Origin of the sequence: Dialister sp. i34-0019-2H8, assembly GCF_042846925.1 — a bacterium.
GTDB lineage: Bacteria > Bacillota > Negativicutes > Veillonellales > Dialisteraceae > Dialister.
Genome location: NZ_BAABYQ010000001.1, coordinates 164,612 through 181,957 on the forward strand (window position 1 = coordinate 164,612; position 17,346 = coordinate 181,957).

The 17,346-nt window shown below is 55.3% G+C and carries 14 protein-coding genes; 7 read left to right on the plus strand and 7 right to left on the minus strand.

Annotation, left to right across the window (positions count from 1 at the left end):
• Positions 1-169: 169 nt before the first annotated feature.
• The 6 genes from ACGG9R_RS00585 to ACGG9R_RS00610 all read left to right on the plus strand — a co-directional run bounded on the left by ACGG9R_RS00585 (position 170) and on the right by ACGG9R_RS00610 (position 7,408).
• Positions 170-1,051, plus strand: a complete 882-nt coding sequence (locus ACGG9R_RS00585) for a DUF2156 domain-containing protein (RefSeq protein ID WP_390150244.1) — start codon at positions 170-172, stop codon at positions 1,049-1,051.
• 154 nt (positions 1,052-1,205) lie between these two features.
• Positions 1,206-2,459, plus strand: a complete 1,254-nt coding sequence (gene eis / locus ACGG9R_RS00590; protein ID WP_390150247.1) for an enhanced intracellular survival protein Eis — start codon at positions 1,206-1,208, stop codon at positions 2,457-2,459.
• Positions 2,460-3,163: 704 nt separating this feature from the next.
• Positions 3,164-3,433 carry a GIY-YIG nuclease family protein gene (locus ACGG9R_RS00595; RefSeq protein ID WP_390150250.1) on the plus strand — a complete coding sequence of 90 codons (270 nt, stop codon included), beginning with the start codon at positions 3,164-3,166 and terminating at the stop codon, positions 3,431-3,433.
• Positions 3,434-3,476: 43 nt separating this feature from the next.
• A complete protein-coding gene (locus ACGG9R_RS00600; protein WP_390150253.1) occupies positions 3,477-4,112 on the plus strand; it encodes a DUF2232 domain-containing protein in 636 nt (211 codons plus the stop codon).
• A gap of 647 nt (positions 4,113-4,759) precedes the next feature.
• Entirely contained in the window at positions 4,760-5,665 is a 906-nt protein-coding gene (locus ACGG9R_RS00605; RefSeq protein ID WP_390150255.1) for an oxaloacetate decarboxylase, read from the plus strand.
• A gap of 1,083 nt (positions 5,666-6,748) precedes the next feature.
• Positions 6,749-7,408 carry a metal-dependent transcriptional regulator gene (locus ACGG9R_RS00610; RefSeq protein WP_022106262.1) on the plus strand — a complete coding sequence of 220 codons (660 nt, stop codon included), beginning with the start codon at positions 6,749-6,751 and terminating at the stop codon, positions 7,406-7,408.
• A gap of 150 nt (positions 7,409-7,558) precedes the next feature.
• Here ACGG9R_RS00610 and ACGG9R_RS00615 read toward each other — a convergent pair whose 3' ends face one another.
• From ACGG9R_RS00615 to ACGG9R_RS00645, 7 genes are all read right to left on the minus strand, one after another.
• Positions 7,559-8,362 carry a helix-turn-helix domain-containing protein gene (locus ACGG9R_RS00615; protein WP_390150258.1) on the minus strand — a complete coding sequence of 268 codons (804 nt, stop codon included), beginning with the start codon at positions 8,360-8,362 and terminating at the stop codon, positions 7,559-7,561.
• 575 nt (positions 8,363-8,937) lie between these two features.
• A complete protein-coding gene (locus ACGG9R_RS00620; RefSeq protein WP_390150261.1) occupies positions 8,938-9,651 on the minus strand; it encodes a hypothetical protein in 714 nt (237 codons plus the stop codon).
• An 83-nt stretch (positions 9,652-9,734) separates the two neighbouring features.
• Complete coding sequence (locus tag ACGG9R_RS00625; protein ID WP_390150263.1) at positions 9,735-10,760, minus strand: NAD/NADP octopine/nopaline dehydrogenase family protein; 1,026 nt, start codon at positions 10,758-10,760, stop codon at positions 9,735-9,737.
• A gap of 863 nt (positions 10,761-11,623) precedes the next feature.
• Positions 11,624-12,691, minus strand: a complete 1,068-nt coding sequence (locus tag ACGG9R_RS00630; protein WP_390150266.1) for a 3-dehydroquinate synthase family protein — start codon at positions 12,689-12,691, stop codon at positions 11,624-11,626.
• A gap of 674 nt (positions 12,692-13,365) precedes the next feature.
• Complete coding sequence (locus ACGG9R_RS00635; protein ID WP_390155022.1) at positions 13,366-13,719, minus strand: 4-oxalocrotonate tautomerase family protein; 354 nt, start codon at positions 13,717-13,719, stop codon at positions 13,366-13,368.
• 539 nt (positions 13,720-14,258) lie between these two features.
• Positions 14,259-15,320: a tryptophan--tRNA ligase gene (gene trpS / locus ACGG9R_RS00640; RefSeq protein WP_022105693.1), complete on the minus strand. Its 1,062-nt coding sequence runs from the start codon at positions 15,318-15,320 to the stop codon at positions 14,259-14,261.
• A gap of 120 nt (positions 15,321-15,440) precedes the next feature.
• On the minus strand, positions 15,441-16,271 hold the full coding sequence (locus ACGG9R_RS00645; protein WP_390150269.1) for an MBL fold metallo-hydrolase: 831 nt from the start codon (positions 16,269-16,271) through the stop codon (positions 15,441-15,443).
• 121 nt (positions 16,272-16,392) lie between these two features.
• On the opposite strand from ACGG9R_RS00645, the gene ACGG9R_RS00650 reads away from it, so the two are divergent.
• Positions 16,393-17,292: a LysR substrate-binding domain-containing protein gene (locus ACGG9R_RS00650; protein ID WP_390150272.1), complete on the plus strand. Its 900-nt coding sequence runs from the start codon at positions 16,393-16,395 to the stop codon at positions 17,290-17,292.
• Positions 17,293-17,346 lie beyond the last annotated feature (54 nt).

Consider the following 17,346-nt stretch of genomic DNA (forward strand, 5'->3'; position numbering starts at 1 on the left):
AAGGACGAAGGGTTGGAAATGGGGAACGGAATGCACTTCCAGCTCCTTTCTTTCTTGTCCCCTTGCAGGCTGTGGTAAAATAGAAACAGATTATTTAATTTTTTGAATATAAGAGTGCCATGACCGGCGACCGGTCACAGATCGCCTCACAAGGAGCATAGACATTACCATGGAATTCAAACCCTTTCGCATAGAAGACAAAGCACGGATCGACAGCTACTTTGCCGTGCATCATTACGAGCAGATCGACTGCACCTTCAATACACTTTTCCTGTGGCAGGATGCGTATCAGACGTCCTGGGCGGAGCAGGACGGCATACTTTTCGTCCGCGCAGGGACAGGGAAGGATACCTTCTTCATGCCGCCGTTTGCCAAGGAGGAGGAAAATTTCGTACACGGGCTTGCCCTTATCCATGAGGAGTACGACAGGCTGGGACTGCCTTTCCGCTTGAAGTCCGCTTCTTCCTGGGTGACAGAGCAGATCGAACGTCTCGTGCCGGGCAAATATGATTTCATCGAAGACCGGGACAACGAAGAGTACATCTACAGGACGGAGGATATGATCCGTTTGCCGGGCAAGAAGCTCCGCATGAAGAAGAACCATCTGAACGGATTCCTTCGCCAGTACGCAGACTATCAGTACGAGGCTATCACAAAGGAGAATCTGGAGGATGCAAAGGCGGGGATCCACGACTGGTTCCTCCGTCACGGAGACATCGAGGAAGAGGAGCAGGCGATCAAGCGCTGCTTTGACAACTGGGATGCGCTCGGCGTGAAGGGTGCGGTCATTCGCATCTACGGCAAGGTCGAGGCCTTCACGAATGGCGATAGCATCAATGAAAAAATGGCGCATATCATTTTCGAAAAAGCAAATCCGGAGATCCGCGGTCTCTATCAGGCGATCAACCGTGATTTCCTCATGCATGAATTTGCGGAGACCGAATTCGTGAACCGCGAAGAGGACCTCGGTCTCCCGGGCCTTCGCGAAGCCAAGATGGGCTATCATCCCGATCATCTGACGAAGAAATATGATGTGGTGCTGAAACAGTGACTGGTAGCTGGTGGCTAGTGACTGGTGACTAGTGACTAGTGACTTAAATACTACTTTCGGGCATCGCCAACTTTATACTGCGGCGAAGCCGCCACCACAACCCTGAACCCTGAACCCCTTCCCCTTTTTATTTTCCCACAATGAGGTAGACAAAATGAAAATTCGAAAAGCCTCTCCGGCGGATGAGCGCGCCGTGAGATCACTCTGGAGCTACTGCTTCGAGCCGGCGACCGATCCGTTCTTCATCTGGTACTTCCAGCGGCTGGTTCATATGGAGGAGGTCCTCGTGGGGGAAGAGGGCGGTAGCATCGCCTGTGACCTGCACCTGCGTCCCTATGAGATCTCCGTCCGGGGCCATTCCTATCAGACGGACTACATCGTCGGCGTCGCGACACATCCGGCGGCGCGCGGACGGGGGCTCGCCAAGGAGCTCCTGCGCGGCAGCTTCCATGCAGCACAGCGGGAAGGGAGAGCCTTCCAGATCCTCATGCCGTCAGCGGCATCCTTCTACCTGCCGCTCGGCTTCGGCTTCTACTGCCACCAGTGGGCGCGGTCGGCTGCGCCGGAGAAGCTGGCCCTCTTGGGGAAACGGGCAGCGCGCGCGAAGTCGATCTCCTCTGCGGATGAATGGCAGGAGCTTGCCTCCGTGTATGATGCCTATACCGGAAACAGAAATGGCTATGCGCTCCGCGACGAGGCCTCCTGGCGGCGGCACATCGAGGCCGCCCTGCTCGAGGGCTATGGCGCGCTGGTCTATGACGGAGATGGGCCCTGCGGCTATCTCTTCTACACCATCTCTGACCGGAAGCTCGCCGTTTCCGAGATGGCCTTCTCTTCGGAAGCGGGGCGGCGCGGTCTGTATGCCTTCCTTGCCGGCCATCAGGGCTCGGTCAGGGAATGTCTTTGGTACGAACCGCTCGATGACACCTCCTATCGTACATGGCCGGATGGTGCGGAGCACTGCTATATCGAGAACCGCACCTTCCCCTTCATGCTCGGACGCATCGTCGACCCGGTGGCGGCGTTCGACGGTCTTTCCTGCGACAGGCGCCTTAGCGGTGAATTGGCCTTCCAGCTGACAGACGCTTTTCTTCCGGAGAACAGCGGCATCTACGTCCTCCGCGCAGAGGACGGACGCATCCGTGCGCTGAAGGAGGATGTTTTCTACTCTCTCAAGTGCCACATCGAGGACATCTCCGGCCTGCCCTTGGGAGAACACATCCCTGAGCCTTCCTTCACCCTCTCCGCCTCCGCACTCGCCGAATGGTTCTTCGGCGCGGCGGATCTCTCCGAGCTTCTTGCACTGGACCTGATCCGCTGGCTTGACGGCGCAGACAGAGATCAGATCCAGCGCCTTGCAGATGCCATGCTGCCGAAGCAGAAGAACTGGATCAATGAGTGGTACTAAGGAAACGCTGATTCAATCGCAGAATTCGATTTCACATGTATTTTCATACAACGCTTCGTCATAACCCTCCTTAAATAGCTCGCTATTCGCGTCGGATGATTCCTTGCGCTGCATGAAAACACAAGAGTAAAATCGAACAACGATTTAATCAGTGTTTCCTTAAAAAATGAGTGACTGGCGGCGGGTGACTAGAAGACTGGAAGACTTACGTATCGTCATTGAAAGCGTTGCCGAGAAATCTTTCTTGCAGACCGCTAAACGAAGAATGTTTGAAAGCAGAAATACGTAGCACCAAGGCGTCGTTTTCCTGCCGGTGTTTATGTGATACTGACCGCAGTGGATCCCTCGGCTGCGCTCGGGATGACGATACGGGAAAGGGATACCCCAAAAAAGTTTGAGAGCAGGGATGAGTAGCTAGGGATTGGGTGTCGCAAGTGACTGGTGACTAGTGACTGGCATGCCAGCTCATGGCATCGCCATTATTTATGCTTCGCGGCGCATTTCGTCATCCTGAGCGGAGTGAAATGTCGGATGTTCGATCATGTAAAGGCAAAGCAGTGAGAACTGAGTCGAAGGATCTGGTGCCGCACCACCCTCGTTGAATCCTCTGAACCTGTTGAACTCGCCGAACCTCTTTCGCATGCAATCAAAGGGCGGCACGCCCCACGGGCTGACACTCCCCCCATTTCTCAAAGGAACGATGTATGTCTGAAACAAAACGTGCTTACTTCACCTACATGGTCCGCTGTGCGGACGGGACGCTTTATACGGGCTTCACGGTGGACGATGTCCATCGCCGCATCGCGATGCACAATGCGGGGAAAGGCGCCAAATATACGAAAAGCCGCCGCCCGGTGGAGCTTGTGTGGTATCATGAATGGGAGAGCGAGCACGAGGCAAGAAGTGCCGAGTATCATACGAAGAAGCTCTCGCGCAGAGAGAAAGAAGAGCTGGTCAAAGAGTTTGGGGACTAGCATTTCCTCACCCCTCTTGTTCATTTTCTGAAAGGAGCCGCTATTGACACCTACAAATCCTTCTGTAAGGAAAACAAAATATATGACGGAGGCCGCAGCAGCGGCAGCGATCGCAGCCATTCTGGTGCTCTTGAAGCTTGTCATGCCCTTTCTGGTCGCGGTCACGATGATGGCATCCGCCGTGCCGATCGCGGTCATTGCCGGATTGCACGGTATGCGCTGGGGCATCGGTACGGCGGTCGCAGAGATCCTGCTCGTGAACATGATCGGCGGGCCGGAGATCGGCCTCACGACAGCCTTTTATGCGGCAGCACTGGGGCTTGCACTGGGCTACAGCTTCATCCACGGACTGTCCTTTGTGAAGTCCGTGCATGTGGTCGCGCTGGCCTTTCTGGTGGAAATGACATACAAGGTGACATTCTCCATCTATATCCTCGGTATCGCAGACGCACTGGCGGCGAGCATCGAACGTCTGGCTTCTGTCATCCGCTGGATCTGGCAGCCGCTCGCGCGTCTCTTCTCGATGGACCCCAGTCCGGAGAAAGCAGCCTATACCACGGGCGGCATGGTCTTCTTCGCCATCCTCTTTATCATCGAGGCCTATATCTATGCGTACTGGAATGTGGAGATCGGGCGCAACATACTGAAACGATTGAAGGCAGGAATGCGTGAGAATTAAGGAAACGCTGATTCAATCGCAGAGTCAGATTTCATATGGATTTTTATACATAGCTTCGTCATCATTTTCCTTACATAGCTCGCTATTTGCGTCAGATGATTCCTTGCTCTGTATAAAAATCCAAGAATAAAATCTGACAACGATTGAATCAGTGTTTCCTTACGCCGGAGGAGGGGCTTGATAGGTCTTTTCTATGACCTCTTGACAATGTCCATCCCTCTGCCCTATAATAATCCCCATAAAGACATGCGAGGATCAGGAGTAAGCTGGACTTGGATATCAAAGAGAGCCGGACAAGGTGGGAACCGGTATGGAAAAGCAGCGTGTCACCTGAGAGCACTTCGTTGAAATCAGTAAGCGAAGCGTTGGTCCGCGTTAAGGATAAGCCTAAGTATAATGCAAGGTGGTACCGCGTATGACGCCCTTGTCCGTAAGGACAGGGGCTTTTCTTTTTGCGATACCTGCATGATGGACGGCAAAGTGAGAAACAGGAGTGGTACCGCGCTGATGCGCCTCCCTGACCGAAGGGTCGGGGAGGCTTTTTTAGATGCGGAATGAGACGTGAAAAAATCGGAGCGAGAGCCGGCCCCTGTTTCCCTGCCGACAATTCATTTACGATCATCGATCATCCCAAGGAGGAAGCCATTATGAAAATCATGAAAACTGCCACTGAAAAACGTATCGCTTTCCGTGAAAACCTGAAATCCGGACACATTATGATCGCCCCGGGCGTCGGTGATGCGCTGGGCGCCAAGATCGCAGAGATGGCGGGCATCCCGGCCCTTGCCATGGGCGGATACTCCGTCTCCGCGTCCCGTCTCGGACAGCCGGATGTCGGCCTTCTTTCCTGCACGGAAATGGCAGAGCAGCTGACCGGCATCTGCCATGCGGTCAATATCCCGATCATCGCTGACGGGGATACCGGCTACGGCAATGCGCTCAATATTATCCGCACAGAGCAGATGTTCGAACAGGCAGGCGCTGCCTGCATCTTCTTCGAAGACCAGGCATGGCCGAAACGCTGCGGCCACATGGAAGGCAAGCAGGTCATCGCTGCGGAAGAACACGCACAGAAGATCCGCGCCGCCGTCGATGCCCGCTTCGATAAGGAGACGATGATCATGTCCCGTACGGACAGCCGCGCTGTCTACGGCATCGATGATGCCATCGAAAGAAGCAAGCGCTATGCGGATGCGGGCGCGGAGATCTGCTTCGCTGATGGCATCGGCAGCTGCGAAGAGCTGGAAAAATTTGCCAGAGGTCTTGAAGGAAGCGGTGCATACCTCGTAGCAAATATGATCGAAGGCGGCAAGACACCGCTCATCCCGGCCAAAGAGCTTGAGGAAATGGGATACTCCGTCGTTTTCTGGGCTTGCAGTGCAGTCTATGCGATCTCCAAGACCCTGTATGATCTCTTCACCGACCTGAAAGAAAAAGGAACGACCGAAGATCACCTGAAGAATATGATCGAATTCGGACACTTCAACAGCATCATCGGCCTCGATACATACAAAGAACTCGAACGTAAATACAAAGTCGACAGAGACGACTGAGAAGGCCCCGAGTGAAGTCACTCGCCTCTGGTTCAGGGGTGCGGTGGCGGCATCGACGAGATCGATGGCTCAGGTCGCAACTGTTCTGGCATTCGTTATCTCACATACGACGTTTCTCGCCGCTCAGGATGACGAAACAGGGCGATGCCCGATTAAGAATCATTCTCGCCCCTTCCTCTGAAAGGGGCAGACGAGCGAAGCGAGGCGGGGGTGGCATCCCCGCATGTGAAAATACCGCTTCACGCGGCCAACCTCCGCCCCTTCGGGGTACCTCCTTCCAAAGGAAGGAGGGAGAAAAGTGGAGTGCGTTGACTGGTAACTAGGGCTCAAGGCTAAGGTGGCAGCTTTGCCGCATTTCAGATGACGGTATCCTCGTATCGTCAGCCTTCCCCTCAAGGGGAAGGTGCCCCGAAGGGGCGGATAGGGCACTAGCGGTATGAAAGAGAGTGGGAAAGAGCGTCTCAAGTACGTCGTTTATGAGAGCACCCGAGCGCCGCTCCGCGTCAATTTATATAAAGGGTGATGCCTGATTAAGAATCATTCTCGCCCCTTCCTTTGGAAGGGGCAGACGAGCGAAGCGAGGCGGGGTTGGTATCCCCGCGTGTGAAAATACCGCTTCGAGAGCCAACCTCCGCCCCTACGGGGCACCTCCTTCCAAAGGAAGGAGGGAGAAAAGTGGAGTGTGTTGACTGGTAACTAGGGCTCAGGGGTGCGATGGCGGCATCGCCGCGATCCTTCGGCTCAGTCCCCTGCTTTCTGCGTACGGCTTTTCTAACAAATGACAGTTCACTCCGCTCAGGATGACGAAAAGAGGCGATGTCCGAAGGTCTTATGAACTGACGCGGCCCTCGTATCGTCAGCCTTCCCCTCAAGGGGAAGGTGCCCCGAAGGGGCGGATAGGGGGCTTTGGTATGAAAGATGAATGACCGGACGCCTAACAGTCACTATTCCCTAATCCGTATTTTCTTTTCCCTCTTCCCAAAAATTTAATTATGACCTATAATATCTATAATGAATCGTTAGGCATAAAAATTTAGGGGATGAGGGATTTTTATTTCCTCTCTTCCGGAAAGAGGGATGGATATGACATCAGGGAAGGAAGACTACTTAAAGGCCATTTACATCATCAGCGAGAGCCATGAACTGGTGACGAATAAGGAGCTCTCCGAGATGCTTCATGTATCGCCGCCGTCTGTCAGCGAAATGATCGCAAAGCTGCAGAAGCAGGGCTACGTGGATTACACCGCCTACAAAGGCAGCCGGATGACGAAGAAGGGACGCAGGGAAGCCGGACGTCTTATGCGGTATCATGCGCTGTGGGAGGTCTTTCTGGTGAAGTGTCTGCATTTCTCATGGAGCGGAGCCCATGAGCTGGCAGAAGGCCTCGAGCATCAGACAAATGAGGAGCTCTGCAGCAAGCTCGATGCATATCTGGGAAATCCGGAGTACTGCCCGCACGGTGATCCGATCCCTCGTGTGGATGGCAGCAGGAGCGGCATCACGAGCCGCGTCCTTGTCGAGCTGGAGGAGGGCGAGAAGACCCATGTGCGCCGCGTCATGGAGGACTACAGCCTGATGGACTATATCCAGAGCAAGGGGATCGAGATCGATATGCCCGTCACCGTGCTGGAAAAGGAGCCTTACGAAGGACCGATCCTTCTGGAAACGCCGAAGGGAAATACGTCTCTCAGCTATAAAGCGGCACAGCAGATCTTTGTCGATGATGAGGAAGAGGACGAATAAGAATCAGAAAACCGCACCCCGGGATGAGCAGGGTGCGGTTTTTTTATGAAGGAGATGCCTGCCTGTCCGTGATCGGATCTCATTCCCAGATAGGAGGCGATGACAGAAAAGAGGCGGGCGGACGGATGCGTCTAGCCCGCCTCTTTTGCGTTATTTGACGAACCGCATGGCCTCAGCCATGCGCTCGGGGAGGGACTGACCGAAGAGCCGCTCCATGGCTTCGCGGCGGACGAGCCAGATGCGGCCTGATTTTCTGCGGTCGCCTTCGTGCATGCGGGCGGCGGCGTGGCCGGCACCGCCCGCCGCGCTTCTGACGACGCCGCTGTCGCGGTTCCAGATGTGGGCGGCTTCGACCGTGGAGAAGACGAGGAGAAGGGGATCGATGGCATAGGCTGGCATTTCCTTTCCTTCGTAGACGCGAAGAGCGGCATTTCTCGTGAGGAGCCATGTATTTCCGGAGCGGCGTGTCTCAGCGAGGGAAAAGACGGCGCTTTCACCGGCGTGTTCACAGTCCCACTGGATGCGCTTGGCATCGACATGGTAGAGCTTCGCCGCTTCCTGCGGGGTCAGGACCTCTTCGAGCGGATCAAAGGAGAGCGAGAAGGGCTCCATCTTTCCGAGGTCAGCCTCATAGAGCTCGGCAGGGAAGACAGTGATGCCATCCTTTCCTGCCGCCAGCGCAGTCCCGGCAGGGAGGCGACGGCCGGAAAGAAAGGCACGGTAGACGGAGATGCTCTGCATCTGGGAAGAGATGCCGGAGCGGATCCAGCTGACCGGCCCGAAGGAGACGGGGACGCCGCGCCCTTCAGGGAGAGGCGGAAGAGAATCCATCAGAAAAAGATGGGGGCCTGACACAAGGAAGCAGCCCTCCGTAGGAAGGCTGCCGGTCAGAAAAGCGGCGTAGCACGCTTCAGAAGCGGCTGCGGAAAGAGCAGATATATAAATGCGTGGCATGGATGGGATACCTCGGGGAATGGGAGTTAGGGTTCAGGGTTCAAGAAAATGAGGAATGAGGAATGAAGGTGGCGGCTTCGCCGCATTTTAGAAGATGGTATTCTCGTATCGTCAGCCTTCCCCTCGAGGGGAAGGTGCCCCGAAGGGGCGGATAGGGCACTAGCGGTATGAAAGAGAGCGGGAAAGAGCGTCTCAAGCAGGCGATTTATGAAAGCACCCTATCCACCGCTCCGCGTCAATTTATATAAATAGCGATGCCCGATTAAGAATCATTCTCGCCCCTTCCTCTGGAAAGGGCAGACGAGCGGAGCGAGGCGGGGTTGGCATCCCCGCGTGTGAAAAAAACGCATCGAGAGCCAACCTCCGCCCCTTCGGGGCACCTCCTTCCAAAGGAAGGAGGGAGAAAAGAGGAGTGTGTTGACTGGTAACTAGGGCTCAAGGCTGAGGTGGCGGTTTCGCCGCATTTTAGATGACGGTATCCTCGTATCGCCAGCCTTCCCTTCTAGGGGAAGGTGGCCCGAAGGGGCGGATAGGGTGACTATGATAGGAAGGATCGAGGGCCGGATGCCTATCCGTCACTTCAATCTTCCTGCATCGACTTCGCCCTTGATATAGCGGTGGACTTGGTCCATCGGGGTGTCGGGGAGGATGGGGGCGCGCTCGGTGGAGCCTCGTCCATGGTTTTTTATTTTACCATCAAAATCATATTCTGTCATGGAAAGGGTCTGCACCTTTTTATTCGGCACGTCCATGCGGACATGATAGATGACCTGAGAGAAGTCCTGGTCCTTCCACGGGTAGGCGATGCGGAGGAAGAAGGTGGCGTAGCCATTCTTATAGCGGAGCGTCTGCTTCTCGATGTCATAGGTGCTGCCGTGGAATTTCACGCCGCTTTCTTTGAAGAGAGGAAGCCATTGGGGATTCGTGAAATGGGGGATCGGCTGCTCGATGAAGTGGGTATACACACTCTTTCCGAAGGAATTGGGCAGGAGCGGGCTCCAGCTGTCGTCAGAAAAGCGGGTGCTTTCCTGGATGCTCCCGTCAGCAGCAAGGGTCTTCACCGCCGCAATGTGGTAGGTGCGGCGGTCCTTGTCAAATTCCATGGTGGAAATGATAGATGTGCCGTCAAGGGAGAGCTTCAGGTCCATCGATGCGCGGACGCCGCTGTCGAAGTAGGAGTCGGTGTCGACTTCGGCACTTTCGCTCGCAGGGAGCGGGACCCAGTTTGCGGCAGAGACAGGAGAGAATGCGCCTGCCATGAGGAGAAGGGCGGTGATAAATGGTTTCATAATGGATGCTCCTAAAAGGGTTCAGGTGGATGGGCATAGGGAAAATGAGGAATGATCAGCCGACCGCTTCCGGTCATGCCGCCTCACTTCAATCCCTTCACCACGCGCAGATCCTGCAGGGTGAGGAAGGGGCGGTAGGGCTGGCGGAGGTAGAGCGCCATGGTGTAGACGAGAGCGGTGATGTGGGGGCAGTCCACGTGCATCATGTCCGAGAGGTCGAGAAGGCTGGTAAGGCCGCAGGGAAGGTCTTCGGTGATGTAGCGGCTCGTCAGAGTCGTCGGGCCTTTGACGGCCAGGTACGATGGGTTTTCCGTGAGCGCTTCATAGAGCGTTTCGGCGCGGGTACCCCTGAAGGAGTTCAGCGTGGCAAGAAGGGGCGCGAGCTCCAGGCCGAGGGCTTTTCCGATGGCGAGGCGCTCCTTGTCGCACTCTTCCATGAAGGCGGCCGTGCGCTTCGTGAGGGGGGCTCCGAAGAAATCAAAGTCCTCCCCGTTTTCGATGCGGGAAAGATTGAAGAGGCACTGCGTTACGTGAATGATGGGATTCGTCGCGGAGAGCGAGGTCGCGGCCGGCGAAGAGACGCGTGTCACCTTCGGCGCGAGCTTGTGCAGAAGCTCACTCAGCAGGGTTTCATCCCCGATGGCGGAGTAGGCGATCTCGTCTTTCATGGCTTTGAAATGAAGCGAGGTGTGGTCGGAGGAGAGCGCAGCGATGAAAGGCATATTTGCCGTCTCACCGATGGTGATCGGCACGGCTCCCTGCGCTTTCTGGAAGGCACGGTAGGCCTTCACCGCGCCCCAGCAGCCGTTCAGGAAGAGCAGGCACTGCCCCTTTTTCATGTAGGGCATCACTTCCTCGGTGACAGCCTCATGATCGCCCGCACGGGTGAAGACAAGAAGGACGTCGGCCTCGCAGGCTTCTTCGAGCGAGCGTGCCATGGGCAGGTAGAGGGAGGTATTCACCTTGCCGCTGACATTGAGCGGATGCGTCTCCCAGAGCTTTCTCTTCTCTTCGTTTCTGACGTAGATCGTGAAGGGGACGGAGATGAGATGCAGATAGGCGGCGGCAGCGAGTCCTGTCGCTCCCGCACCGATGATGGAAATTTTCATAAGAGATCCTCGATTCGATGAGTTCGATATATTTATATATTATATATATATCAAGGCCATGGTTCAAGGGTGCGGGGGCGGCGATGGCAGGCAGCGGATCCATATCAGAAACATCCATTCTCTTATGCCCCTTCTGCCGCTATGCTATAGTATACACAAATCATCATTTTGCGAGGAAGAGAGAGTACAGCGATGGCCATCCTTCTCTCTTTCTTCTTCAACTGGTGGGGAAACGGATGCGTGCCAAAGGATTTTAATCAAAAACACGCCGGATGTCGTGAGACGTCCGGCGTGTTTTGTTGTGAAAGGGGGACAGGGTTGTGGGTTCAGGGTTGTGGTGGCGGCTTCGCCGCATGTTAGATGACGGTATCCTCGTATCGTCAGCCTTCCCCAATGGGGAAGGTGCCCCGAAGGGGCGGATAGGGCACTAGCGGTATGAAAGAGAGCGGGGGAAAAGCGTCTCAAGTCGACGATTTATGAAAGCACCCTATCCACCGCTCCGCGTCAATTTATATAAAGAGCGAAGCCCGATTAAGAATCATTCTCGCCCCTTCCTCTGGAAGGGGCAGACGAGCGAAGCGAGGCGGGGTTGGCATCTCCGCGTGTGAAAATACCGCATCGAGAGCCAACCTCCGCCCCTTCGGGGCACCTCCTTCCAAAGGAAGGAGGGAGAAAAGAGGAGTGTGTTGACTGGAAACTAGGGCTCAAGGCTGAGGTGGCGGCTTCGCCGCATACTAGATGACGGTATTCTCGTATCGTCCGCCTTCCCCTCGAGGGGAAGGTACCCCGAAGGGGCGGATAGGGTACTGGCGGTATGAAAGGCAGAAGGACGAAGATGTCACCTGGTATCCTGATCCCCGTCCTTATTTCACATACTTGGCAAGCTCTTCGACCGTCACTTCCTTCAGGAAGCCCTGACCGATCTCCTTCATGAGGGCGAGCTGGAGTTTCCCTTCCTTGACATGCTTGCTTTTTGCCATATCCGCAGCGAGGATCTCGGGAGCGATGTGTGTCTCCGTGGGGAGGGCGAGGGATTTCAAGACGTACTCGAGACGGCTCGTGGCGCCGCGGGTGGTGAGCCCGAGAAGCTCGGCGCGCTTGGTGACGAGGTACATGCCGATCGCTGTCGCTTCGCCGTGGGTGATCGTTTTGTCATCGTAGCGGCAGCAGCGCTCGATGGCTCCGCCGATGGTGTGTCCGAAGTCGAGCAGGCGGCGTTCCTTCTTGCCGGTGGGGTCGATCTCTACATAGTGCGCCTTGATGGTGCAGCAGCGGCGGATGATCTCCGGCAGCACGCGCAGGAGCTCTATGTCGGAATTGGCTTTTTCGAAAAGTTCGAAGAGCTCCTTGTCACAGACGCAGCCGAGCTTCACGGCCTCGCCCATGCCATTGTGCAGGTATTTTCTCGGCAGCGTCTTGGCCATGCCGGGGTCGATATAGACGGCGCGCGGCTGATAGAAGGCGCCGACGAGATTCTTGCCCGCCGTGATGTCGAGCGTGATCTTGCCGCCGATGGCGCTGCCGATCTGCGAGAGCACGGATGTCGGGAACTGGATGTATGCGATGCCGCGGTGGTAGGTGGCTGCGACGAAGCCGGTGATGTCACCGACGACGCGTCCGCCGAGTGCGATGAGTACGCCGTCGGAGGGCAGGCCGAAGTCGACGAGCGCGCCGTAGACGCGGTTCACGATGGAGAGGCTTCTTGATTTCTCACTCGAGGGGACGACGATCATCTGGGTGCGGATGCCAGCGGATTCGAGGGATTTCACAAGATCCATGCCGTAGAGGCGATCGATCCCATCCTCTGTGATGATGGCCGCATCATGCGCGCCCGTGAGGGAAGAGACCGCATCTCCTGCGTGGCGGATGAGCCCGCTGTCGATCACGATGTCGTAGGAATCCTTACCGAGGTTGATATGTATTTTTTCCATAAAGAAGCCTCCTTTTGAGAAATAAGAGTTTCATTAAATATATTATAACGTAAGGACGAAGGTGGGGGAAGGGGGAGCCTTGGGGAAGCAGATCCCATCACGGCGGCGGATCTCCTGCATATTTCTATACATAGCCAAGCCTCTCGCCATGGCAAGGCTTTCCGGCGTGCTCCGGCGGTGGGTGAAATGAAAAATGATGGTGCGGCTTCGCGCCAATAGAAAAGCCAGAACACACTGGATGCGTGTTCTGGCTTTTTTGCTGCTCGGAGTGACTGGGGTTCAGGGGTGAGGGTTCAAGGTTCAGGGTTCAAGGTTCAGGGTAAGGTGGCGGCTTCGCCGCATTTTAGATGACGGTATCCTCGTATCGTCAGCCTTCCCCCATGGGGAAGGCTTAGGCAGAGCGACGCTCCGCGTCAATTTATATAAAGAGCGAAGCCCGATTAAGAATCATTCTCGCCCCTTCCTCTGGAAGGGGCAGACGAGCGAAGCGAGGCGGGGTTGGCATCCCCGCGTGCGAAAATCCCGCTTCGAGAGCCAACCTTCGCCCCTTCGGGGCCCCTCCTTCCAAAGTAAGGAGGGAGAAAAGCGGAGTGCGTTTATAAAATGCGGCGAAGCCACCACCATTTCGCATTTCTCATTCGGGCCGAGCTTTCGTCCACGATCAAGGGCTCACACTATTTCTTTTGATTCTTCGCTCTGGCAACAAGGATCGGATCGCCGCCGAGGCCCCAGTTTTCCAGAGGCACTTCATCGATGGTGACGACAGTCGAAGCCGGATTTTTGTGCAGGACATTGGCCAGAAGATCCGTGACACCACGGATGAGCGCAGCTTTCTGCTCGGGGGTCACATGGCCTTCTCGGGTGATTTTGATATTGACGTATGGCATAGCGGACTCCTTTGACTGGTAACAAGGGCTCAGGGCTCTCGTGGCGGCTTCGCCGCATTTTAGATGACGGTATCCTCGTATCGTCAGCCTTCCCCTCGAGGGGAAGGTGCCCCGAAGGGGCGGATAGGGCACTAGCGGCATGAAAGAGAGCAGGAAAGAGCGTCTCAAGTACGGCGTTTATGAGAGCAGAGCACCCTATCCACCGCTGACGCGGTCCCCCTTCCCCAATGGGGAAGGCTAAGAGGTGCGACGCTCCGCGTCAATTTATATAAAGAGCGAAGCCCGATCAAGAATCATTCTCGCCACTTCCTCTGGAAGGGGCAGACGAGCGAAGCGAGGCGGGGTTGGCATCCCCGCGTGTGGAAATACCGCTTCGAGAGCCAACCTCCGCCCCTTCGGGGCACCTCCTTCCAAAGGACGGAGGGAGTGTGCCGCCTTCCCGCATCGTCATTTCGAGCGAAAGCGAGAAATCTTTTTCGTTTGCGGTCAAGAAAGGATGTGAGGAGAGGGATCACGGGAAACACCGTACTCCCAACGACTTCATCCCGCTTCGAGAGCCAACCTCCGCCCTTCGGGGCACCTCCTTCCAAAGGAAGGAGGGAGAAAAGTGGAATGAGGAATGAATGCGGCGAAGCCGCCACCTTCATTCCTCATTCCTGATTTTCTTGAATCCCTTCACCTTATTTCAGCAGATTTCCATCCTCGAAGTAATTGATCCGCATCGCGCGGCGGACTTCGGCGAGGGTCTTGGCTGCGGTATTTTCCGCTTTTTCGCAGCCAGCCTTCAGGATATCCTGGACATCTTCCAGATGGGCTTCCCAATATTCACGGCGTTCGCGGATGGGGCGGAGAGTCTCCTGCATGACGTTATTGAGGAAGCGCTTTACCTTCACGTCGCCGAGGCCGCCTCTCGTGTAGTGATCCTTCATTTCCTGAAGGCAGCTGTACTCGGGGCAGAAGGCTGCGAAGTGTTCATCGCTGCTGAATGCATCGAGGTAGGTGAAGACGGGATTTCCTTCCACGTGCCCCGGGTCGTCGCGGCGCAGGTGGGTCGGGTCGGTGAACATGGACATGATCTTCGTCTCGATATCCTTCGGCGAATCAGCAAGGTAGATGCAGTTGCCGATGGACTTGCTCATCTTCGCTTTGCCGTCGGTGCCGGGCAGGCGCAGGCAGGCTTTGTTTGTGGAAAGGACGATGTCTGGTTCGACAAGGACTTCGCCGTAGATGTCATTGAATTTGCGGACGATCTCGCGTGTCTGCTCGAGCATCGGCTCCTGGTCTTCGCCGGTCGGGACATGGGTGGCCTTGAAGGCCGTGATGTCGCTCGCCTGGCTGACAGGGTAGCAGAGGAAGCCGGCCGGGATGCTGGCTTCGAAATTCTTCTGCTGGATCTCCGCTTTGACAGTCGGATTTCTCTGAAGACGAGAAACAGTGACGAGATTCATGTAGTACATGGTGAGCTCGGTGAGCTCAGGCACCATGGACTGGATGAAGATGCAGGACTTCGCCGGATCGATGCCGACAGCGAGGTAGTCAAGAGCGACCTCGCGCACATTTCTTCTGACCTTCTCCGGATTGTCCGCATTGTCCGTGAGCGCCTGCGCGTCAGCGATCATGATGTAGATGTCGTCGAATTTACCGGAGTTCTGCAGCTCGACACGCTCACGCAGGGAGCCGACGTAGTGGCCGACATGAAGGCGGCCGGTCGGGCGGTCGCCGGTAAGAATGATTTTTCTCATATGATTTCTCCTATCATAAATGGAAGATGTATAGTTATCCTTTTCATTATACTCCATATGAGAGGAAATCGGTAGGCGTGGGAGAAAGCGGCCTTTCCTATCGCTCCGGCATGACCTCGCTCAATCGCTGCCTTTTGCGAGAAGAGGTTCGTCAGAAAGATATACCACACTTTCGCCATCGAGGGGCATATCGTAATTGACGATGCCGCGAGAAGCCAGACGGCCGCGCATCGTATACCGAGTGAGGGCTGCGTGTGCCACGTTATCCATATGCGTGATATAAAGCTGGGCATGAGGAGCGGCAAGCGACACATTCCAGACATCTTCATCATTCATGATGAGACGGCCATTCTCAAGAGTCTCGGCCGAACAGGCATTGAGGGCGATCACTTCCGGCTGGTATTTCTTAATGGTCGCAGCAACTTCCTCATACCAGATGGTATCGCCGGCCAGATAGAATGTTTTTTCCTCTTTGGCTTCAAAGAGGACGCCCATGGCGTTTCCGCAGGGGATATACGTGCCATGGAGAGCCGGGACCTGACGAATGGTGGCATCTCCTATCTGAATTCCTTCCTTAGGAAGGATGGTGATATCCTGAAATCCGGATCTTTTCAGCACAGCCGCATCCGCCTCGTTTTGGCAGAAAATGGGGACTCTCTTATCCAGCGGGGCGCCGACTGTACCGTCTGTGACGGACATGTCGATGTGATCGGGATGGAGATGCGTAACGATGATATAGTCGACATCCTGCAAGACCTCGCTGACAGAGACGGGAAGGTCATAGAATGGCATCGGCAGGTGCTCCTTCATCGGGTCGGGAATATGGTAGGGGCGGCCGGGAACGTCGACGAAGCTGAAGGCATGCCGGGGGGCAAGCCATGGATCGATGAGAAATGTTTTGCCGGCGTATACCAGGCGATTGGTTGCACTGCGGATCTGTGTGATTTTCATAGAATGTGAATCCTCCTTTTCTAGGCGTTATTATACGTGAGGCATGTCGCCGGAAAAAGAAAAAAATGAGATGATTGAAGCAACCATATGGTTGCACTATAATGAAAACAGGAGGTGCTCTATGAATCAAAAACAGCTGCAATACTTCGTGACCGTCTATCAGACACAGAATATAAAAACAGCGGCAGACACCCTCTATGTCTCGCGGCAAGGCGTCAGCAAGGTGATCCGCCTGCTTGAGGAAGAGCTTGGTCAGCCGCTCTTTATCCGCAGCATAAGAGGAGTCATTCCAACGGACTATGCAACGACTCTCTTGCCGCATGCCAAAAGCCTTCTGGAGGAATACGATGCCATCCGCAGCCTCCGCACGCTTGCAGCTAAGTCCCAGAGCGTAGTCACCATTTATGCGCTCGATCATGTACTCGCCTATCTCGGAGCCTCCCTGATCGAAGACTTCCACGAGGCCTATCCTTCTATCATTTTAAGTGTAGTAGATACGACAGATGCCCATGCGATAGCTGCATTGGCATCGCAGCAGTGCAGCTTTGCCATCACGGCGGGACCACTGGATGAGACGCGCTTCGAAGGAGACCCTCTTTTTTTCAGCCATTACAGTGTACGGATGCACAGATCGCATCCGCTGGCGAAGCTCCCTGCCTTGACCTATGACGATCTGGACGGGCAGACCATCATCAGCAAAGGCCGTGCCTACGATTGCTTCCGTCACCATATCGACAAGTACTTCCTCGCGCCCGGAAGGAAGATCCACATTCTTGCGGAAACAGCGGATGAAAGTATCATCCGCACACTTCTCCTTCACAACAAAGCCATCAACATTGGCTATGACTATGCCGATCCCCTGTACCCGCATCCCGACATCGTGAGCCGGACACTGAAGGAAGAAATCAGCGGGCAGATGATCTACCTTGTAAGCAATCCGCAGGTCCGCAAGACAAAGGCAGCCTGTCTTTTCCGTGATTATCTGATGGAATGGATGAAGAAAAAAGCGGCCAGAGGGTAGTGCCATGGACAGGCAACGGATGGAACGGGAAAGGATCTCCCCAAAGTCCAGTCC